The 19,324-nt window shown below is 67.2% G+C and carries 18 protein-coding genes; 3 read left to right on the forward strand and 15 right to left on the reverse strand.

Annotated features, from left to right (window positions below; all coding sequences use genetic code 11):
- Positions 1-83: 83 nt before the first annotated feature.
- Together THSYN_RS15660 and THSYN_RS15665 are read right to left on the reverse strand one after the other, a co-directional pair.
- The gene (locus THSYN_RS15660) at positions 84-1,433 is read right to left on the reverse strand and encodes an IS701 family transposase (RefSeq protein ID WP_157817463.1); all 1,350 of its coding nucleotides are present in this window, start codon (positions 1,431-1,433) and stop codon (positions 84-86) included.
- 170 nt (positions 1,434-1,603) lie between these two features.
- A complete protein-coding gene (locus THSYN_RS15665) occupies positions 1,604-1,933 on the reverse strand; it encodes a linear amide C-N hydrolase (protein ID WP_100919961.1) in 330 nt (109 codons plus the stop codon).
- 400 nt (positions 1,934-2,333) lie between these two features.
- Here THSYN_RS15665 and THSYN_RS15675 point away from each other — a divergent pair, with 400 nt between their 5' ends.
- Positions 2,334-3,680, forward strand: coding sequence for an IS1380 family transposase (locus tag THSYN_RS15675; protein ID WP_100922257.1), 1,347 nt, complete (start codon positions 2,334-2,336; stop codon positions 3,678-3,680).
- Positions 3,681-3,900: 220 nt separating this feature from the next.
- Here THSYN_RS15675 and THSYN_RS15680 read toward each other — a convergent pair whose 3' ends face one another.
- The 6 genes from THSYN_RS15680 to THSYN_RS15705 form a co-directional block, all read right to left on the reverse strand.
- Positions 3,901-4,911, reverse strand: coding sequence for a linear amide C-N hydrolase (locus THSYN_RS15680; protein ID WP_100919963.1), 1,011 nt, complete (start codon positions 4,909-4,911; stop codon positions 3,901-3,903).
- Between the two features lie 138 nt (positions 4,912-5,049).
- Positions 5,050-7,770: a hypothetical protein gene (locus THSYN_RS15685; protein WP_100919964.1), complete on the reverse strand. Its 2,721-nt coding sequence runs from the start codon at positions 7,768-7,770 to the stop codon at positions 5,050-5,052.
- Position 7,771: 1 nt separating this feature from the next.
- Positions 7,772-8,890 carry a hypothetical protein gene (locus THSYN_RS15690; RefSeq protein ID WP_100919965.1) on the reverse strand — a complete coding sequence of 373 codons (1,119 nt, stop codon included), beginning with the start codon at positions 8,888-8,890 and terminating at the stop codon, positions 7,772-7,774.
- 258 nt (positions 8,891-9,148) lie between these two features.
- Positions 9,149-9,757, reverse strand: a complete 609-nt coding sequence (locus tag THSYN_RS15695) for a PEP-CTERM sorting domain-containing protein (protein WP_100919966.1) — start codon at positions 9,755-9,757, stop codon at positions 9,149-9,151.
- A gap of 158 nt (positions 9,758-9,915) precedes the next feature.
- Complete coding sequence (locus THSYN_RS15700) at positions 9,916-10,701, reverse strand: response regulator transcription factor (protein ID WP_100919967.1); 786 nt, start codon at positions 10,699-10,701, stop codon at positions 9,916-9,918.
- An 8-nt stretch (positions 10,702-10,709) separates the two neighbouring features.
- Positions 10,710-12,629: an ATP-binding protein gene (locus THSYN_RS15705; RefSeq protein WP_157817717.1), complete on the reverse strand. Its 1,920-nt coding sequence runs from the start codon at positions 12,627-12,629 to the stop codon at positions 10,710-10,712.
- 334 nt (positions 12,630-12,963) lie between these two features.
- Here THSYN_RS15705 and THSYN_RS33965 point away from each other — a divergent pair, with 334 nt between their 5' ends.
- Positions 12,964-13,266, forward strand: coding sequence for a hypothetical protein (locus THSYN_RS33965; protein ID WP_157817718.1), 303 nt, complete (start codon positions 12,964-12,966; stop codon positions 13,264-13,266).
- Positions 13,267-13,878: 612 nt separating this feature from the next.
- Positions 13,879-15,402: a vWA domain-containing protein gene (locus tag THSYN_RS15715; RefSeq protein ID WP_157817719.1), complete on the forward strand. Its 1,524-nt coding sequence runs from the start codon at positions 13,879-13,881 to the stop codon at positions 15,400-15,402.
- Here THSYN_RS15715 and THSYN_RS37000 read toward each other — a convergent pair.
- The 7 genes from THSYN_RS37000 to THSYN_RS15750 all read right to left on the reverse strand — a co-directional run bounded on the left by THSYN_RS37000 (position 15,399) and on the right by THSYN_RS15750 (position 19,287).
- On the reverse strand, positions 15,399-15,542 hold the full coding sequence (locus tag THSYN_RS37000) for a hypothetical protein (RefSeq protein ID WP_172965204.1): 144 nt from the start codon (positions 15,540-15,542) through the stop codon (positions 15,399-15,401). The genes THSYN_RS15715 and THSYN_RS37000 overlap by 4 nt on opposite strands.
- Before the next feature lie 133 nt (positions 15,543-15,675).
- The gene (gene minE, locus THSYN_RS15725) at positions 15,676-15,945 is read right to left on the reverse strand and encodes a cell division topological specificity factor MinE (protein WP_100919972.1); all 270 of its coding nucleotides are present in this window, start codon (positions 15,943-15,945) and stop codon (positions 15,676-15,678) included.
- 3 nt (positions 15,946-15,948) lie between these two features.
- The gene (gene minD, locus THSYN_RS15730; RefSeq protein WP_100919973.1) at positions 15,949-16,758 is read right to left on the reverse strand and encodes a septum site-determining protein MinD; all 810 of its coding nucleotides are present in this window, start codon (positions 16,756-16,758) and stop codon (positions 15,949-15,951) included.
- A 63-nt stretch (positions 16,759-16,821) separates the two neighbouring features.
- Positions 16,822-17,565: a septum site-determining protein MinC gene (minC, locus tag THSYN_RS15735; protein WP_100919974.1), complete on the reverse strand. Its 744-nt coding sequence runs from the start codon at positions 17,563-17,565 to the stop codon at positions 16,822-16,824.
- 372 nt (positions 17,566-17,937) lie between these two features.
- Positions 17,938-18,282 carry a histidine triad nucleotide-binding protein gene (locus tag THSYN_RS15740; RefSeq protein WP_100919975.1) on the reverse strand — a complete coding sequence of 115 codons (345 nt, stop codon included), beginning with the start codon at positions 18,280-18,282 and terminating at the stop codon, positions 17,938-17,940.
- A gap of 57 nt (positions 18,283-18,339) precedes the next feature.
- Positions 18,340-18,936, reverse strand: a complete 597-nt coding sequence (gene recR, locus THSYN_RS15745; protein WP_100919976.1) for a recombination mediator RecR — start codon at positions 18,934-18,936, stop codon at positions 18,340-18,342.
- A 27-nt stretch (positions 18,937-18,963) separates the two neighbouring features.
- Positions 18,964-19,287 (reverse strand): YbaB/EbfC family nucleoid-associated protein, encoded by a 324-nt coding sequence (locus THSYN_RS15750; protein ID WP_100919977.1) that lies wholly within the window; start codon positions 19,285-19,287, stop codon positions 18,964-18,966.
- Positions 19,288-19,324 lie beyond the last annotated feature (37 nt).

Here is a 19,324-nt window from a genome sequence, read left to right on the forward strand (position 1 = left end):
GGCGGACCCTGGGGGACCACGGAGCCAACCCGTCAGGCCCGCTCCGCGGCGGCGCGGCGGCGCGGCACGCCGCGCGACGCGGCTCAGGCGGTCGCGGCCAGTTGCGCGAGCACGCGCTCCCAGGCGGGGCGGGAAATTACCACCTGATCCTGATCCGCAAGCGAGTTGACGTAATTCCCCTCGGCCCAGATGGTGCGGCGCACCAGCGCCAGGCAATCGGAAAAGGTGGCCTGCGGCTTGAAGTACCAAGCGGTCGAGCGCGGCAAGGACGCCCAGTGCTCACGCAGCCGATGCACCATCAAGCAGACGATGGAAAACAGCGCCAGCAATGCCGGCGTGGTGCGGGCGATGGCCTTGGCGGCCCATTGGCGCTGGGTCTCGACGCCCAGGTGGCGACGGACCTCGGCGAAGGTGACTTCGATCGACCAGCGCAAGACGAACCATTCGATGACGCGTACCGACGGCACGGTCAGGTCAGTGGTGAAGAACGCCTCGGCGGCCAGCGGGTCGGCCGGATCGACGACCAATACCCAGCGGATCGGCAGGGGCGGCCACCCCGGGGTATGCCAGAGACAGACCCCGCTGAGCAGACGCAGCGTCTTGGTCTCGCCGCGATACCACTGAACCGTGGTCTCGGTGCCGTGCGTACGCGCCTCCTCCAGGCGTGTGGCCAACTTGGCCAGGGGTGGGCCTTTCTTCGGCTTGGGGCCACGCCGTCCCGGCGGCACCGGTGCGGGCGGCCCGAACAAGCGTGCATCCAGGCGCAGGCGCGAAATCAGGGCCGCCTGCGCGCTGAGGCACTCCCAGCCCAGGCGCACACAGGAGTAGCTGCCGTCCCCAACGAGGACCCAGCGGCGGCGCGTGAGCCCGCGCGCCACCAGCCGGACCATGACGAGGGTCCAGTCGATCACGGTCCGATGGGCCTTGCCAGCCGCGACGTTGGCCCGTTGCGAGGGCGCCAGCAACGTCAGGAACGGCAATGCCCAGGGCCGCCGACTCCACGGCAAGGGGACGATCAACGCCATGCAGATCCATTGCAGGCCCAGACAGGTCACCACGCGACTTTTGCTCGAGCGCACGGCATCGCGGTACATCCCCTTGGCAGCAATGCGCGCGCCCTTGCGCCGCTCCAGGGTCTCGTCCACGACGATCAGCAACGGCCAGCCGGGCGGCAGCAGCGCGATCAGCAGCCCCAGCAGGATCTGCGACCCCTGCACCCCCGACCAGCGCCCGCGACTCAGCACCCGGTGGTAACGCTCGAACCGGGGCGCGTGCCCCAGCCCCATGACCCGCAGGGCCGCGGCCACCGTGCGCGGGCCTTGGGCCAGCAACGTGCCGGTCAACAAGACCTGCACATGGCGCCAGGTCGGCGCGGTGAACAGCGGCGCAAAGGGCAGCAAAGTCGGTACAATCGAGGCGGGCAGGTGGGGCATCAGGAGGTACGTCCGGTGTCTTGGTCGACCTCGGAACATACACTGTTGGTGCCCCGCCTGCCTTCCCCCTGCGTGTCCCCGCGTGCCACGGCCACGGGCGGATGCTGGCTGGCCGCGACGATCGGCCGCCGCAGCCCCCGCTCAGCACACGCTTCGCCACCACCGCGGCGTCACGCGCGGGGCCGTCGCCCAACTGCAAAAATGGCCAAAGTCGAGAGGTCCTTACCCAGTGCATTGATGCCGGCGAAGCCGTGCTTCACGGTCCAGTCCATGCCGGGCTTGAGATCCGGGCGCGTCGAGGTAAGTCGGTAGCCGCGCGGGACCAGCATCACCTGGCTGTCGAGCGACATCCCGAATTCCATCGAGCGGCCGATGAGCCAGGCCCCATCCTGCGACTGGATGCGGAAGGTCGTGCAGGCCGGCGCGGGCGCGCAAACCAAGCCGAGGGCACCGGCAGCGAACACGGCAAGCGCGGCGCGGCCGATCAACTGAAAGGTCATAAGGGTTTCTCCGGATTAAAGGGTAAACGTTTGGCGGTCGCCCGGCATCGCTTGCGCAACACCCGGGATCAGACCGGCGACCAATCGTAAGGGATGCAGCAGGGTCCGGGTTCAGAACCAGCCGGAGCCGTCCGCTGCCGTCCCGTCGAGCTTCTGCATAGGGATGGACTTGACTTCCTTCACCCGCGCCAGCCGCTGCAGATCGAACGTGGTGTAATTCATCGCACCCTGTGGGCGGATAGAGAAACGGCCGCGGTTGAGGTCGCTCAATGAGGTCCATTTGGTAGACTCGCTCCTCGGCCAGTGATCTAAATGAGCCGCGGAATCGTTGATCTGTTGGAATTTCAGCGAGATAGAGTTAAAATGGCGCATTCTTGAGACTCACTCCGCAGGTGACATGGTGCGACGGCTCATCATTGCGAAATCCGAGGCTGATTTTACTTCCCACGCGGGATTGGGACTGATCGGGATGGCGATTAGTCAGCACACCGACCTAGCGAAAGATGCGACCGCAGCGGCGCCGGCCCGGAGCGATGCCATACCGCATGTGAAGATCCTGACTAGCTACATCGGGCTGCTGTGTTTGGGCAAGAGCGACTTTGAAGCGATCACGGCGTTCCGGCAGGACCCGTATTTCGCTGAGGCGTTGGGTGTCGACCAGGTTCCCTCGGCCGTCACGTTGCGCCAGCGCCTTGATGCCCACGCGGCGGTGTTCATGGCGCCGATACTCGATGCATCCATCGCGTTTCTGCAGCGTATCGCGGCACCGATTACGCCGCTGGCCAATGGGCTGGTCGCGCTGGATGCGGATGTCACCCCGCTGAACAACGCCAAGACCAAGAAAGAGGGTGTCTCGCGCACCTACAAGGGTGACGACGGGTTCGCCCCAATGGCGGCCTATCTTGGCCAAGAGGGGTACTGTTTGGAGTGGGAGTTGCGGGCGGGTAGCCAGCACTGCCAGAAGGACACCCCCGCGTTGCTGGAGCGGGTGCTGACGCGGGCCCGCCGACTGACCGCGCTGCCGTTGCTGCTGCGCCTGGACAGCGGCAATGACGCGCTCGACAACATCGCCACGGTCATTGCGCACAATGAGGCGCACCCGGACGCCGCCCCGGTGCACTACCTGATCAAGTGGAACCCGCGCCAAGAAAGTCCAACGCAGTGGCTGACTTACGCCGAGGAGTACGGCGACTGGAGCACGCCGCGCCCGGGTAAGCGCGTGGCCCTGTTCGAGGTGCGCGACACCCGCTTTTTGGACGGGTACGAGTACCCTCTGCGCCGCGTCATGCGCGTTATCGAGCGCACCATCGACAAGCATGGTCAGCACCTCCTGATTCCCGACATTGAAATCGAAGGCTGGTGGAGCAGCCTGGAATTCGATGAAGAAACCATCATTGCGCTCTATGCCGACCATGCCACCTCCGAACAATTCCACAGCGAATTTAAGACCGACCTGGACATTGAGCGACTCCCCTCAGGAAAGTTTGTGACCAACGCACTGGTATTGGCCTGTGCCGCATTCGCCTACAACGTCCTGCGCTGGATCGGCCAGACCGGTCTCTTTGGGCCGGATGCCCCGCCCCGCCACCCGGCGAAGCGGCGACGCCTGCGCACCGTGATGCAGGAACTGATGTACGTTGCCGCCCGCCTGATCGTCACCGGCCGCCGCCTCAAACTGGCCTTCGGCTATGGTTGCCGGATCGTCCCTGTCTTCCGTCGCTTGTACGCCCAATTGGCCGGTCCCTGATCCCTGCGACGAATGCAGTGCGGTCCGCTCGCCGCCGTGCTATGCGCACGGTGGACCCACCCTATTGGCTGGCGTATGCGGTCGGCCCCTGACATGCGTCTCCCCAGCTCAAAATTGCCGCACCGGCGACCTTGTCGCGACCGCTAGCGCAGTTCTGCGCCACAAATCTCGACTCCAACCCCTTTGATAGCCGTGTGCCTGAGTACGGCACCGTATTAGTTCACGGATTCAGGTCGCTGGTAAAGACCGGCGCATCCTTGCCGGTGGTGCGCATCGCCCCGGCAACCCCCTCGTTAGCCAGGGGCGAAGTGGACGCATCAATGGTAATCGCGACGGGCCGGTCGAAGTTATTCATCACATGCGCCAAGGTACGGACGGCGGCATCCGGGTCCGCCACCCTTTCCGCAAATTGCGAATAATAGGCGGCGCGCACGAAGCGGGCCACCGAGGTATTGGCCGCGGGCAATCCGGCCGTGGCGATCCCGCTGTCGGCCGGGATTGCCTTGAAGTGGCCGAATGTTCCCTGCGAGTTGTCCACATTGGTGAGGAAGCTGTAGTTGCCCAGGTTGGTCAGGTGCCAGGGGAAGCGCGGGCCGTTGGTCATGACGTTGACGGGATTGTCATAGATGGTCTGCTTTGCGTCCGCGTATTCAATCACGATCCCCGCCCCGGTCCGGTCATGCAGGACATAGTGAAGGGGGGTCCGGGCATTACCCAGCGTCGACAGCGGCGTGAGGATCACCGGCTGCGATTCCAGGGCCGTCTTCACCTCGGCGACGGTGGCAAATTGGCCCAAGGCCCAAGCGCCGAGGTCGACGGCGGCAAGCGCCTTGCGCAGGCCCTCCGCGTCGCCCTCCGGGCCGACGGCCGGGAAGGCCAGTGCGCTGAAGGTCAGTCCCTCCGCATTCAAACCGTCTACGACCTTGAGATCGGTCCGGGAGGCCAAAGGCATGGTCACCGCCATCATCCGGTACTTGGTCCGGTAGGCAAGCCCCGGCGTGCCGTCGGCGAGTTTGGAGGTGTATTCCCGTCCCGCCGGAAAGTAGGTGACCTGCCAGGGGAGGTCGAGCGCAAACTCCATGGTGCGGCCCAAGTAGACGCCGCCGTTGGTGTCGGTGATCGTCAGCGTCGTGCAGGCGTCTGCCGCCGTGCCCCAGAGCAGGGCGCCCGCCAAGGCGGCGGCCAATAGGATAGGCAGCGGGGCTGCCGACGATCTCATCTTCTCGAACATACCAGTCTCCAATAAGAACGCGTCCACCGCCTTGGCGGTGAGTGGGAGGCCAAGAATCCCGGCAGCGCCACTATGCGCTGCCTGGTCCGGCAATTCAAGCTCCGGCCTTCGCCTCGTTACCCTTCCATTATCGCCGACCTAATCGCACTGGGCATTGGGATAGGCCGCGCGGGCACCGACCAGGACGCCGCCGAGCAGGCTGGAGCCGTTGGTGGGGTCGGGGGCCGCGGGCCCGCCGAGGTAGGACGGTATGCACACGCAGCCCAGGTCGAAGGTCGCGCCGCTGCCGTCGGCAGCCGGTTGGGTCATGAGCGCGGCCACCACCCCGCCAGTCGCCTGCGGGTCGCCGACGCACAGTCCATAGGGCAGGGTCGGCTGGCCCTGGCAGGAGAGAAAACCCTGCGCCTGGGTCGCGTTGTCGCCGATGGGATAGACCGACAGCAGGACCGCGGTGCCGGTCGGGCACGCGGTGGTATTCAGCGTCTGGGTCCCATTCTGAAATGAATAGAAGGTAGCGGCGTGCAGGTAGCCGTTGACCGTCAAGAGCCCGGTGGACGCGTCATAGCCGACTTGCGCGGCGTCCTGAACATTCGGCGCGCCGATCTGGTAGGTGTTGCCCCCGGGCATCGGCACGACGACGGTCAATGGGGGCGGGGTGGACGCTGCCGTGTAGCTGCCATCGCTGCCGACGGGAAAGCTCGGCTGGCAGGACAGGCTGCCGGCGCTGGTCCCGGGGTTGACCGAAAGCTCAACCGAGGCGTCCGCTACACATTCGGTCAAGTCGATCGTTTGGGTCCCGTTGGAGAACGGATAAACACCGCTCAAAATGGAGCCACCCTCCCCATCAATAAAGCAAGAGGAAAAGAGGTCATATTGCGTAGCGGTCAGGACCCCGGTGGTACTGTCATAACTGACGCCGGCGATCGAGCAGGAGTTTCCGTTCTCCGGCGACGGGATGAAGTTACAGTATATGTACGGCAAGTTGGTGGGCGGCGAGGTCGGCCCTTGCCCGGTTGGGTCGCCGGTTGCCGTAGTGCCATAACTCACCAGCGACAGCAGGCCCGAGTTGTTATTGAAGGTGACATTGACGCTATTAGTGATCGAGGTCGTCTGCCCGGTGTTGTTCACCAGTTGCACCGGCGGCGAGAATGCGGCGCTGGCCGGATTGGCCACTTGCAGCCAGCCATTGGTGGCGGTGATGTCCGCCCCGGTCAGGATCGCGTCCCAGATGCTCAATTGCGTCGTGCTGACCGAGTTGGGATAGGTACTCAACACGTTGATATAGCCCTGGGTGCCGCTCTGACTCCCACAGTTGCCGGCGCTCAGCAGGTTGCTGGTCAGCGTGATGCCGCTGCACAACCCGTCGCTGCTGATGGCATAGTTCGACCACAGCGGTGATACGCTGGGTGTCCGCCCCATGGTATTGTCGATCTGGGCCTGCACGAAGCTGTTGGCGAGCAACATGCCGAGCAGATTGGATGACGAGTAGGTGGCGTTGATGACCGGCGGGGCGGTCGCCGCCACCGGCGGCGGCTGGCTCACCGTGCTGGTGAAATCGGCGTCGATGGCAGAGGTGGCCATCGGCATCAAGGCACCGTCGGCGTCGGTGGCGGCGCCCGTGGCGGCGGCGACGCCGACCTGGAGCGCGACCGAGGCCTCGGGCCCGGCAACGAAGGCGATCCCGGCGACCAGTGCGTCGGTAGTGACCTGGAGCAGACTGGAAAAGATCTTGCCCCAGATCGAGGTCTTGGTGATGGGCGTATCGGCGGCGGTGTCGAGCGTCTGGATGGTCGTCGCGGCCTGCCCCGGGGAGGCCAGCAGCCATTGCAGATAGTCGTTGCTGGGCGAGGCATTCGTGAACACGGCCTGGTCGCTTTGGCCGCCGGCCACCAGATAATCCGCCATGTCGTTCAGACCGTTCGTGTCCAAGCTGCTGTTCTGCAGGGCCTGGCCGGGGGCGATGATCAGATACCAGAGCGTTTTCGCGGCATAACTGCTGACGAGGAACGGGTCACCGACGGCGAGCGTGAAATGGCCGCCCCACAGGGGGGCGGCGGTCTTGCCGATGGAGTCCGCGACCGGGTTCTCGACATAGGCCGCCAGATTGAGCGGATACATCGCGGCATTGACCGCATTGGCGGCGAAAGCATTGGGATTGTTCACGCCGCTCCACAGGCCGCCGACGGTGCCGTTCGCCTGGTTGAAGTTCATCGTGCCGGGGGTGAAGCCCATCCCGTTGGGATTGGTGGTGCTTGCTGCATAACCGGGCGATGGGGGATTGAGGCTCGCATTGTAGAAAGAGCCGTTCCACGAATTGCTGTAGGGGTAGGTACTGCTGTTGCCCGACTCCAGCAGATTGGACGCCGAGGCGACGTTGGCGATCACGATGGCACTGCCATCAGGGAGGCTGGTGCCCGTGGCGCCGGTGCAGGTCAGGGTCCAACTGTCGGCGATGGCGGGCGGATTCTCGCTGGAGCCGAATGAACTGCTGAACTCCACGGTCGTCGCCGCTTCCCCGGTATCGAGGGCGGATACCGCCGGCGAGGCACTGGTTACCGGGTCCTCCTGGTCCCAGAAGATATAGTAATCCAAAGTATCACTGTGGCTGCCCCCAAGCGCCGAGTTGAAAAAGCCCACCCAGCCCGCGCCCGCATTCCAGCCGTCGGTCTGTCCCAGATAGCCGTTCAGGGCCGCCGGGTTGGCCGCGCTGCCATAGGGCACGAACGAACAGTTGGTGTAGGGGCTGAGGTTGAAGAAGGTATAGGACAGGGCGCCGGTGTTGGCGTTGTAGACATAGTCGCCGGCCGCGCCCGCCGCATAGCCCGCGAGCCCCAGTGCGAAGAGCAGATTTCTGGTCATGTCAATTCCCCTTCAGGTTGAACTGGACGGCGCCGACGATGAACGGGCTGTTGATCGTGACGGCGGCCACCGCGGTCTTGGCGGCGAGGTTGTGCAGGCCGTAATAGGACCCGGCATTGACCCGGAAGCGGGTCAGTCGGCTGGCGGCGTCGAACACACAATTGGTCATCAGGTTGTGCCGCGGCAGGCCGCCGACGGCGAGCGAGACGCCGCAGGAGGCGCTCGCGTTCATCGTCACCGGGATGATGAAGTGAAAGTGCGGGGCACCGGAGAGCACCAGCGCGTCGGGGGCGCTCGCACTGGGGTTCTGGATGCCCTGATAGGCGCGGAACCTGGACAGGAAGCCGACCTGACTCACGTCCTGGCGCAGCGGGCCGATATTGGTGAGCGAGACCGCCCCGCTCGCGCGCCGATAGCTGTTGACGGCGGCCAGGGTCTGCTCGGTGACGGTGCCGGGGCGCAGGGTCACGCCCTGTCCGGCCATCAGGTTAAAGGTCACGACCCGGCTCACGAAGCGGCTGGGTTCACAGCGCGGGGCGGCGTTCTCACGGGTGGGGACCAGGGTGACCTGGTAATTGTCCGGCAGATAGGCCATGACGCCGGTGTTGCCGATCTCGGCGTTGCAGCCGGCGGCCCCGACGGTGTTGCGGGCCTGGAAGTGTTGCAGTTTGTTGTAGCTGCCGGCCGTGTCCTGGAACTTGATGGCGGCGGTCTTGAGGGTGGTGATCTGGCCGGCGGTGACGGTGAAGGGGCGCTCGTGGCGGCTGTCGAGCCCGGTATTGCGGTAGAGCAGGTAGTTGCCGGGCGGCAGTTCCAGGCGGGTGTTGAGGGTCACGGGGTATGGGGTCCCGAGCGCGATGTTGCCGGGGACGACCTGGGCGGCGATGAAGTTGCCGGTCGCCAGGGGCCTGGTGCTCGCGAGCAGGCACAGGCCAGCCGGGACTGCCGGGCCGCCGCAGTCGGCCGGGAGGCTGGCGTAGAAGGGATCGGCGGTCACGGTCCTGGTGTCGGCGGCGCCGACGGCCGGGGCGGCCAGGGCGGCGGCGAGTCCGACGCAGCAGACGAGCCGGGCCGGCAGATGACGGGACTGGTGCGTAGTGATGGGGTTGTGCATGGTCATGGGGTTGCTCCGGGTAATGGATGCCGTGGGTGGTCGGGCCTTGATGTCTATTCCTCGCGGCCGCGTTGCCGTCTTGCTCGTGATACCGCTCCGGAGACTGGTCCGGTATTCGGTGCCAAGCCAATCCGCGATCGATTTCCAGGCTGGGTAGAGCGCGGCGCAGCGCGGTATTCAACGCTTGACCTGAGCGAAGAGGATGGGTTTCGCTGCGCTCTACCCATCCTACGGGGCTAAGAACGCGGGTCCCGCACGGGTGATTCAGCGGCGGCGTCGATGGCTGCCGGCCCAGCCGATCAGGCCGGCTGCCAGGAGCAGTGCCGTGGTCGGCTCTGGGATGTCGCCGTCGTGCACCGCCCAGGCGAGGAACTGGACATCCTTGGCGTAGGGGAGTTGGCTGCCGTCGAAGTAGTCGAAGGTCCAGGCATAGTCCTGGTCCTCGGCCAGCACCGCGTTGGTCCAATAGCCGGCGTCGGCGATGTTGGTGAACAGGGTGAAGTTGGCGTTGTGCGACTCGGTAATCGGTGTCCCCGCCATCCCGCCCAGGCCGAGGGCGAGGTCGCCGTAGAACAGGTGACCCAACTCGGCGCCGGTGCAGTCGGAGCCGTCGGGGGAGGGGCAGCCAGGGTCCGGTGTGGGCAGGCGCCACCCGTCGTGTCCGGCGTAGACCAGGCTGGCCGCCCAGGCATTGGCGCCGGCCCAGTCCATCGCGCCGCCGGTATAATTTGAATCCATTAGCCAGGTGAGGTCCTGGGCGCTGTCGTAGACCAGGCCGCCGGGGCGACTGATGAGGGCCGCGTCGGCGGGCAGCACGCACAGCGCCCCGGCCAGGATCGACAGCAGTTGCAGGCGGGTAGCGGGTGCTTTCATGGGGATGGTCTCGTGGTGGGGATGCGTTGCGGGCGCTCAGTCGTCAGTCAGGCGTCCGCGCTGGCCGATCGACCCCCGGCTGAGGCGGCGCACCGACGGGGGTCGTCGCCGTCCCGAATAACGGTAGGAGTGGCCTGGTCCGTTGTCCACAAACGGATTCAAACCAATTCTGACGAATTCTTACCTGGCTCAGGGCCGACCCGCGGCGGCTGCGCAGCGGCCGGGCGTTGGACCCAGACATAGCCGGTGCCGTAGACGCTGGTGAAAGGCGCGGGCTGGTCGGCGACGGCGGCGATCTTGTGACGCAGACGTGAGATCGCGGTGTCCAGGCGGGCCCGGGTGTACAGATTCTCCGGGCGGCCGAGGGTGCGGATGATGGCATCGCGAGCGACCGTCGCCGGGGCCTCGTCATGCAGTAAGGTCAGGAACCGCAACTCGATATCGCTCAGGGGGATACGCAGTGTGCCGTCGAGCTTCAGGCAACGCTCGTGCGTCAAGACCTGCCAGCGCTCGGCCGTCCGCTCGGCCTGGGGGGCGGCGAGCCGCGCCTCCATGAGTCGGCGCCGCCGCAGGACCGCCGCCAGCAGGGCCTCGAGTTCCAGCGGCTCGAACGGCTTGGGCAGATAGTGGTCGAAGCCGGCCTTCAGTCCCTCGACGCGGGCGCTGAGCTCGCACCGGCCGGTGGTACAGATGGTCGGCAGACACGGGTCTTGCAGATGCAGGGCATCCAGCACCCCATAGCCATCGCCATCGGTCAGGGTGAGGTCGATGATCACGCCCTGGAACGACTGGCGGGCAAGCTGCTCCAACGCCGCCGCCTGGCCGCCGACCAGGGTGACCTGATAGCCGAAGCTGCGCAGGAAGCGCGCTAACTGGCGGCCGCCGATGGGGTCGTCCTCCACCACCAGGATGTGATCGGCAGGGGTCATCGGCTCGTCGTTCATGGCTGGTCTCAAGGCGCGGTCGGAGGCAGCGTGGGGCGGCGCTCCACGCTGATATGGAAGCCGGCCCCGGCGGGGGATTGGGGACGGTAGACGATGGTCCCGCCGAGCGATTCGACGGCATTGCGGCAGGCCCAGAGGCCGAGGCCCCAGCCGGTGATGTGACGGGAGCGGGCGCCGCGCCAGAACTGCTCGAAGACCGCCGCCTCCTCGCCCGCCGCGAGCCCGGGGCCCTGATCCGTGCAGTCGATGCGAAAGCATCCGGGGGTGCTGATCAGCGCCAGCCGGACGCGGCCCGGCCCGCCGTACTTGAAGGCGTTGTCCAGGAGGTTGCCTAAGATCAGCACCAGGCGCGGGGCATCGATGAGGTGGCACCCGGGGTCGGGTGCGGCGGCGATGGCCAGGTCCAGACGGGCAAGGTCCAGGTGTCCGCCCAGGGCGCCCTGCACCTGTTCGACCTTGGCGTGCAGGTCGTAGTGGAAGTCTGCCGCGTGGCCCGTCGCGAAGGCGGCGCGTTGGGCCTGGAGACTCTGGACGATGTCGACGAGGTGGTTGGAGAGGTGGGTCAGGTCGTCGGCCGCCTCGGTGTTGGAGAGCAGACCGCGGCGCAGATTGCCGGCGAGCAGGCGCAGGGAGGACGCGGGGTTGCGGACCTCGTGGGACACCACCTGCAGCAGGCCGCTGAACTTGTCGGCGACGGCCGCCAGTCTGACGCGCTCGTGTTCCGCCTGCTGCATGCGGCGGGTCTGCTCCGGGACCTCACGCAGGATGCGCCCGCCCACGATCAGGACCGCGACCAGCATGAGCGACTGGAGCAGCAGGTTGAATTGCCAGAACCAGGCCACCGCGAGGCTCGCCAACTGCGGCAGCCAGGGGCGGGCCACGATCGGGATCGCACTCAGGCAGGTCGTGATCAGATAGGCCAGGGCGATGCGTCCCAGGGTGGAGGTGCGGCGCCACTGCCAGGGTCCATAGACCAGCAGAAAGGCAATAAACCCAAGCTGGACGGCGCGGTTGATCGGCGCGAGCCAGGGATGAATGTCGAGCAGACCGGTCGGTGCGAGCAGCAGCAGCAGCCAGGCCGCTCCGCGCCAGAAGCGGCGGATGCGGCGGTGCGCCGGAGGCGGGCGCACGATCAGATCGAAGGCGAAGATGCTCGCGGCGGTCAGGATGTAGTTGAGCACGCTGGCCGCCCGGCCGAGGACCCCGGGGTCGACAAAGGGCAGGAAATAGGGCAGTTGCCCGGTGACGGCGAGCCCCATCAGATTGAAGGGCACGCTGAGCAGGACGAAGGCGAGGAAGCGGACCTCCCGGCTGGCGGCCCAGGCCGCCAGCATGATCAGGCTGAACAGGGTCGCCAGGGCCAGCAGCATCCCGCCGGTGAGGAAGGCGCGCGCCTGCTCGGTCGCGAAGGCGGTGGCGTCCAGCAGCCGGGGGACCAGGCTGAGGTTGCCGGTGGTGGTCACGCGCAGCAGCAGGGCATGGTCGGTGATGAGGCGGGGATCGAGGCGAAACGCCTGCATGGTGGTCCCCAGGTCGCGCTCGGACAGGGGCAGAGTGTCGCCGGTGCGTTGACGCGGTGCCGCCAGGATGCCGTCCGCGGCCAGATAGACCAGTTCGACCAGGTCCAGATTGGCCGCGGTGAGCTTCAGGATCGGGCCCTGCCCGGCCATGGGTGCCGGGCGGTCCGGTTCGGGACGGCCGGGCGGCGGGGCGGCGAAATAGCGCGGTTGGGGTTGGAAGCCCAGGTGGATGTCGTTCTGGGCCGGCGGCAGGCCGCCGCCGCGCCAGCGGCGGGCGGCCTCCTCCCAGGAGTGGACCGGTGCCGGCAGCGTCTGCAAGGCCAGGGGCAGGACGGCCGGGGTGTCTGCCCCCGACCGGGCCGGGACCAGCAGCAGAGCGCCGATGATGAGGTACAAGAACGCGGGCAAGGGCGCGATGATCCGGCGGATGCGTGGCACTAGGGGATGCTTGTCGCGTCGTTGTCGTTGTCGTTGTCGTAATCGAGGTTATCGTAGCACCCCCTGATTCTCTCGCACCCCAAGTTGCATCGCCTCTTCGATTACGATCACGACAACGACAACGACAACGATGGTGTTGTGTTTAACGTGTTCTTGACTCGTTGCCTAGCCCCACCCCGCACTATCTTCGCCGCCGGGGCCGCTCCCGCCCGCCGGCGGGTCCATCGACCGACCGGGGCCGCTCGGGTTACCCTAGGCCCAGGCCCGGAGCACTCGCAAGACCACACCTACGGCAGTCAACCCCATGCAGCGCCGCCCCCCGTCCATCCCCTGCCCTCCCAGACTGCCGCTATGCCTGTTCCTGGTCTGGGCGCTGGCGGGGACCCTTGAGGTCCGGGCGGCTGACCCGGAAGTGCCCGCGCGCGACCTGCCGAGCCCCGCGCCGCGCACGGTCATCGCCGCCCTCGGCCGCGTGGAGCCGCTCTCGGAGGAGATCCGCATCGCCGCGGCCATGACCGGGCGGCTGGCGGAGGTGCTGCTGGACGAGGGGCAGCCGGTCACTCGATCCCGTAGCGGCTGCCGGTGGTCAGGCACTGCTGTTCCATGAAGGCGTTCAACAGCGGCAGGTTCTTGCGCAGGTATTGGGCTTGACGGTGTAGAAGGCGCGGATCACGACCCGATAGATCGAATACAGGACAAGGCCAGACAGGAAGGCGGTGAGCAACATGGGGCACTCCGATCGCGTTAGGGCAGCGCCCGGGCGGGACTCAAGGCCCGCGCCCGGGCACTTGGGGGTGGCGCACTGACCATAGCACCAAGACGGCCATCCGGGGGCCGCCGGTCGACAGGGGTCGACAGGGGTCGACAAATCCTGGTGCGGGTGGGCGACGTTTGGTCCGCACAGCGGACCCTACGGGCTGGCTCGGTGCCCGTCGGGTCCGCTGCACGGACCGAACACCGCGCCGCCATCCCTGGCCGGCGCCGACCCTGGCGCCCCGCCACGCCCATATCATATCCGACAAACGGCAACCCGGATGTCGGTGCAGGTTCTCGTTCCCGCGGGCAGCGCCCCCCGGGAAAGGCGGCGCCCGCGGGCGCCGCCGCTCAGGAGCGGACCATCCTCGCAGGACGTTGCGCTGCCGTTCGGAGGCCGCCACCGGTGCATGGCGGTCAAAGGATGCTTGGTTCGCACACCCGGGGCGCGCTGGGGCCGGATACAATGGCCGATCCCCCAGCCGTGGAGACCCGGTTCATGTCCTTGTGTCCCTCGATCCGGCGGCGGCCTGCACTCGCCGCCGTCATCGCCCTCGCCCTCGCCCTCGCCCTGTCGCTACTGGCCCCGGTCCTGATGCCCGTTGCGTCCTGGGCTGCGGCCGGCGATGCAGGCCGCCTGCTCTTCATCCTCGACGCCTCCGCGAGCATGGCCACGAAGGCCCAGGGCAAGCCCCGGATGGAGATCGCCAGGACGGTGCTCAGCGACCTCATCGCGGACCTCCCGGCCGGGATCGAGGTCGGACTGCTGGCCTATGGGCACCGGAAAAAAGACGATTGCCGCGACGTGGAGCAACTGGTAGCCCTGGGTCCGCTCGACCGCAAAGCCTTGACTGAAAAGCTCTCGAACCTGACCCCAAGGGGCAAGGCGCCGCTTGCGGGGGCCCTGCGGGCGGCCGCCGAGGGGCTGCGCGAGCACGCCGGTGAAACCACGATCGTCCTGGTGAGCGACAGTGCCGAGCGCTGCGGCGGCGATCCCTGTGCCCTGGTCAAGGAACTGAAGGCCTCGGGCCTCCGGTTCACGCTGCAGGTCGTCGGTTTCGGTGTCGCGGCGAAGGAGCGCACCCGGCTCGAATGCATCGCGGCGGCCGGCGGTGGGGCCTACTTCCCCGCCAAGAACGCCGCGGACCTTGCGGGCGCCATCAGGAAGGCCGTCGCGCCCACCGCCGAGGCCGTCGGCCGACTCACCGTCAGGGCGCTGCGCGATGGCCAACCGCTCGGGGCCTGGTACGACCTCTACGCGGGGGAGACCCCGCGCGGCCCGGGGCAGCCGCCACTGGCGTCGCATCCGATCGCCGATCAGGGCGAGGTCATCAGGCTCGTGCCCGGGACCTATGACCTGGTGGTCAGGGAACGGGAGGAGACCGCGACCCCGACCCTGACCTTCACGGGACTGCGGGTCGCGGCCGGCGAGACCATCGAGCAGGTTGCCGACTTCTCCGGCGGTGACCTCATGGTCAAGGCCCTGCGCAACCGCCGGCCCTTCAATGCCTGGTACCAGGTCTTGCGGGCCGGCGAGGCGACCGCTGGGACGGACGAACCGGTAGCCAGCGGTCCGATCGGGATCGAGGGCGCGACCATCGAGCTCCTGCCCGGGACCTACGACCTGGTGATCCAGAACCAGGAGGACCTCGGCGAGGCGGTGCGCCGATTCACGGACATCCCGATCGAGGCCGGAAAGAGCGTGCAGAAGACCGGCGAATTTGCGGGCGGCACCCTCAGGGTCATCGCCCGCAAGGGCGGACTGCCGGTCAAGGCCCGGTTCGAGATCTCAAGCCCCGGTGCCGCGGGTGCAGAGCCGCAACGCATCGGCGCCGACTCGATCGCAGATGCGGGCGAACGCATCGGGCTCCCGCCCGGCACCTATGACCTTCGCATCCGCAATATGGAAGACCCCGGCGATGCGGTCATCGACTTCCCGGGGGTCGTCGTCGAGGCGGCCAGGACGGTCGAGCGGCGCGCAGATTTCTAGCCCGCCCGGCGGTGGTCGGAAACCGCTTGCGCCGAGGCCCCGGCGTTGACCCCCTCCAGGTCCAGCCAGACATTGACCCCGGGCGGGAAACCGACGCTGCCGACGTTATTGGCGGCGTTTTCACCATAGTTGGTTCCCAATGGCCCCGTCGGCGACCATCCGGGCTCATCGACATGCTGTCGGGATGGCTCGTTGCCCGTAGGGTCCGCTGTGCGGACCGAACGCCGCGCCGCCATCCCCCTGGCCCGCGCCGTCCCGGTCGCGCCGCCGCGCTCACATCATATTGCGGACCGTATCGGGCAAGATGATGTTGAGCTCCAGGACCTCGTGGGACTCCTCTTGCTCGTAGTTGACGGACACGGAGTTCATGTCGACGTCCACGTACTTGCGGATCACGTCCAGGATCTCGCGCTGGAGCTTGGGCAGATAGGAGGGGCGATGGCGCTCGGCCCGGTCATGGGCGACCAGGATCTGCAGCCGCTCCTTGGCCACGTTCGCCGTCCCCTTGGGCTGGGAGTTGCGGAAGTAGTCGAGTAGGCCCATGGCTTATCCTCCGAACAGGCGGTTGAAGAAGCCCTTTTTCTCCACCTGGATGAAACGGTGCGGCAGGTCTTCGCCCAGGAACCGGCACACCGCATCGGCGTAGGCCTGGCCGGCGTCACTCTCCCGGTCGAGGATCACCGGCACCCCGGAATTGGATGCGGTGAGCACCGCCTTGGACTCAGGGATCACCCCCAGCAGGTTGAGCGACAGGATGTCCTGCACGTCCTTCACACTCAGCATCTCCCCGGTCTCTACCCGCAGCGGGTCATAGCGGGTCAGGAGCAGGAATTCCCGGATCGGCTCGGCATTGGTCTCGGCGCGGCGCGACTTGCTGGCGAGGATGCCGAGCATACGGTCGGAGTCCCGCACCGAGGACACCTCCGGATTGGTCACGACCACCGCGTCGTCCGCGAAGTACATGGCCATGGTGGCGCCGTGCTCGATGCCCGCCGGGGAGTCGCAGACGATGAAGTCGTAGCCCTGGGACAGTTCCTCCAGCACCCGTCCGACGCCCTCTTTGGTCAGGGCCTCCTTGTCGCGGGTTTGGGAGGCGGGCAGCACGTAGAGGTTGTCGCAGCGCTTGTCGCGGATCAGGGCCTGGTTGAGGTTGGCCTCGTGGTTGATGACATTGACGAAGTCATACACCACGCGCCGCTCGCAGCCCATGATCAGGTCAAGGTTGCGCAGTCCCACGTCGAAGTCGATGACGACGGTCCGGTGGCCCCGCTGCGCGAGCCCCATGGACAGGGCGGCGGACGTGGTGGTCTTGCCGACACCACCCTTGCCCGACGTGATTACGATGATTCTCGCCAAGTTACGACCCTCCTCTTGGGTATGCCGGCATCGGCGGGACACGCTGGACCCGCCGCTAATGCATCAAATTTTCTCGATCCGCAGGATCTTCTGGTCCAGATAGACCTGCACCGGCACCCCCCGCAGGTCTGCCGGGATGTTCTCGGCGACCCGGTAGTGCCCGGCTACCGAGACCAGTTCGGCCTGCAGGTCTTGACAGAAGATGCGCGCCTCGACGTTACCCCGATGGCCCGCTTGGGCGCGTCCGCGCAGGACGCCGTAGACGTGGATGTTGCCGTCGGCCTTGAGCTCCGCACCGGAACTCACGGGCGCGATCACCGACAGGTCACCGCCCGCCGCGTAGATCGATTGTCCGGAGCGCACCGGCCGGGTCACCAGGGTAAAGGTCGGCGCCGCGCCGTGGCCCGCCTCGGGCGCCGCCGCGCCGGCCGACGCCGCGGCCGGTGCGGCCTTGGCGGAACGCGAATAGGCCTCCCCCAGGACGGCCAGGTCCATCGCCTCCGCCGCGGCGTGCTGCGACTTGCTCCCGCCGCGCACGCCGAAGGGGATCATCCCGTAGCCGCGCAGCAGGCCCACCAGCAGCGGGAACTCGACCTCCCCCGCCCACTCCGGGAAGGCCCCGAGGTCGATCACCACCGGGGTGTTGTGAAAAAAGTCCGGCGCCTGCTCCACCTTGGCCCCGATCTGCTCGGCTACGGCCTCCATGTCACCGTTCAACAGGCGGATGACGGGCAGGGTGAAACCGGCCGCCTTGAGCTCGAATGCGGGGGGCGCCTCGCCCGCCGGGGGTCTGGAATTCACTGCCATTGGTCTTGGCGCGGGGGTCGGCGACCCCCTGGCCCTCCTGTCTGGTTGGCTGCTGTCAGGTCCCGCGTCCGGCACTGCCGAACTCGCGACCGCGGGTCCGGTGCGACGCCGCGGCCCACCGGTGCGATTCGATGCCCGGCGCCGGCGTGGGTCATAGGTGTCCCCAGCGGCCGTTGCGGCAGTGGCGCCCCTGCCCGCTCGGCGCCCGGGCGCACCACCCAACCGGATCGACCGGATGCCAATGCTACCCGTTGCCACCCGGGCGGCATAGTCCCGCGGGCCTTGATCATGATTCCGCCCTACGACGCGGTGTGGCCGGAACCATGACCCCGGCCGTGCCGCGACCCGCGTCGGCGATGGGCGGCACCACGGTCAGCCCGGCGGCCACGTGAAGGGCCGTCCGCCCAGGACGTGCAGGTGCAGGTGAAACACGACCTGCCCTCCGCCCGCGTTGCAATTCAACACCGCGCGATAGCCGCTCTCGGCGATCCCGGCCGCCCGCGCCACCTTGGCCGCGGCCAGCAGCAGCCGACCGAGCAATTGCGCGTCCTCGGGCTGGGCGTCATCGAGCGTCGGGATGGGCTTGCGCGGGATCACCAGCAGGTGGACCGGCGCCTGGGGGCTCAAGTCACGGAAGGCGACCACGTCCTCGTCCTCGTAGACCAGGTCCGCCGGGATCTCGCCGCGGGCAATCTTGCCGAAAATGGTATCAGTCATGGGCTGGTCGTCAGTGGTCGGTCATTAGTGGATAGCATCGAAAAGCGTGCCTGCTGGTCACAGTGCGCGCCGGCCGGTGAAGGCCAGGGCCAGGGTGCCGCCGTCGACGTATTCCAGTTCGCCGCCCAAGGGGACGCCGTGGGCGATGCGGGTCACCTTGACGTTGCCCTGCGCGGCGCACTCGGCAATGTATTGCGCCGTGACGCTGCCCTCCACAGTCGGGCTGATGGCGAGGATCACCTCACTGACCAGACCCTCGCGCAGGCGCTCTTCCAGGAGCCCCAGCCCCAGGTCCTCGGGACCGATGCCGTCCAGGGGGGAGAGCCGCCCACCGAGGACGAAATACTGCCCGCGGTAGTCGGTGGCCTGCTCGATGGCCACGATCTCCGAGGGCTGCTCCACGACGCACAGCAGGCCGGGGTCGCGGTTGGGATTGGCGCAGAGTCCGCACAGCTCATGCTCACTCAGGGTCCGGCAGCGGCGACAGCGACCGATGCGGGTCATGGCCTCGGCCATCACCCGCGCCAACCGACTGCCGCCCTCGCGGTCCCGCTCCAGCAGGTGGAAGGCGATGCGCTGCGCGGACTTGGGGCCCACCCCCGGCAGACAGCGCAGGGCCTCGATCAACTGATTGAGCAGGGTGCGCTGGGCCATGGGTGACGCCGATCCGCAAACCGTCAGTTAAAAAGGGAGCTTGAAGCCGGGGGGCAAGGGCAGACCCGCGGTCAGCTCGGCCATGTTTTCCTTCGCCTTCTCGGCTACGCGCTGGCTCGCGCCATTGAAGGCGGCGGCCAGCAGGTCCTCCAGCATGTCCTTGTCGTCCCCCAGGAGGGTGGGGTCGATCTCTACCCGCTTGACCAGGTGCTGGCCGTTCATGGTGATCTTCACCATGCCACCGCCGGACTCACCCACGACCTCCTCCTGGGCGAGCCGCTCCTGGGCGTTCTTCATCTCCTCCTGCATCCGCTGCGCCTTCTTCAACAGATCGCCGATTCCGCCTTTCACAATACACTGCCTCCAGGTAGGCCACGGCGGCCGCACG

Source organism: Candidatus Thiodictyon syntrophicum (assembly GCF_002813775.1).
Classification (GTDB): Bacteria; Pseudomonadota; Gammaproteobacteria; order Chromatiales; family Chromatiaceae; genus Thiodictyon; species Thiodictyon syntrophicum.

Coding starts and splice junctions, on each gene's coding strand:
- THSYN_RS15740 (WP_100919975.1), bottom strand. CDS start 18,282: ATGACTGATACCATTTTCGGCAAGATTGCCCGCGGCGAGATCCCGGCG.
- minE (WP_100919972.1), bottom strand. CDS start 15,945: ATGGGCCTACTCGACTACTTCCGCAACTCCCAGCCCAAGGGGACGGCG.
- THSYN_RS15685 (WP_100919964.1), bottom strand. CDS start 7,770: ATGACCAGAAATCTGCTCTTCGCACTGGGGCTCGCGGGCTATGCGGCG.
- THSYN_RS15690 (WP_100919965.1), bottom strand. CDS start 8,890: ATGACCATGCACAACCCCATCACTACGCACCAGTCCCGTCATCTGCCG.
- THSYN_RS15715 (WP_157817719.1), top strand. CDS start 13,879: ATGGCCGATCCCCCAGCCGTGGAGACCCGGTTCATGTCCTTGTGTCCC.
- THSYN_RS15695 (WP_100919966.1), bottom strand. CDS start 9,757: ATGAAAGCACCCGCTACCCGCCTGCAACTGCTGTCGATCCTGGCCGGG.
- THSYN_RS33965 (WP_157817718.1), top strand. CDS start 12,964: ATGCAGCGCCGCCCCCCGTCCATCCCCTGCCCTCCCAGACTGCCGCTA.
- THSYN_RS15665 (WP_100919961.1), bottom strand. CDS start 1,933: ATGACCTTTCAGTTGATCGGCCGCGCCGCGCTTGCCGTGTTCGCTGCC.
- recR (WP_100919976.1), bottom strand. CDS start 18,936: ATGGCCCAGCGCACCCTGCTCAATCAGTTGATCGAGGCCCTGCGCTGT.
- THSYN_RS15660 (WP_157817463.1), bottom strand. CDS start 1,433: ATGCCCCACCTGCCCGCCTCGATTGTACCGACTTTGCTGCCCTTTGCG.
- THSYN_RS15680 (WP_100919963.1), bottom strand. CDS start 4,911: ATGTTCGAGAAGATGAGATCGTCGGCAGCCCCGCTGCCTATCCTATTG.
- minC (WP_100919974.1), bottom strand. CDS start 17,565: ATGGCAGTGAATTCCAGACCCCCGGCGGGCGAGGCGCCCCCCGCATTC.
- THSYN_RS15700 (WP_100919967.1), bottom strand. CDS start 10,701: ATGAACGACGAGCCGATGACCCCTGCCGATCACATCCTGGTGGTGGAG.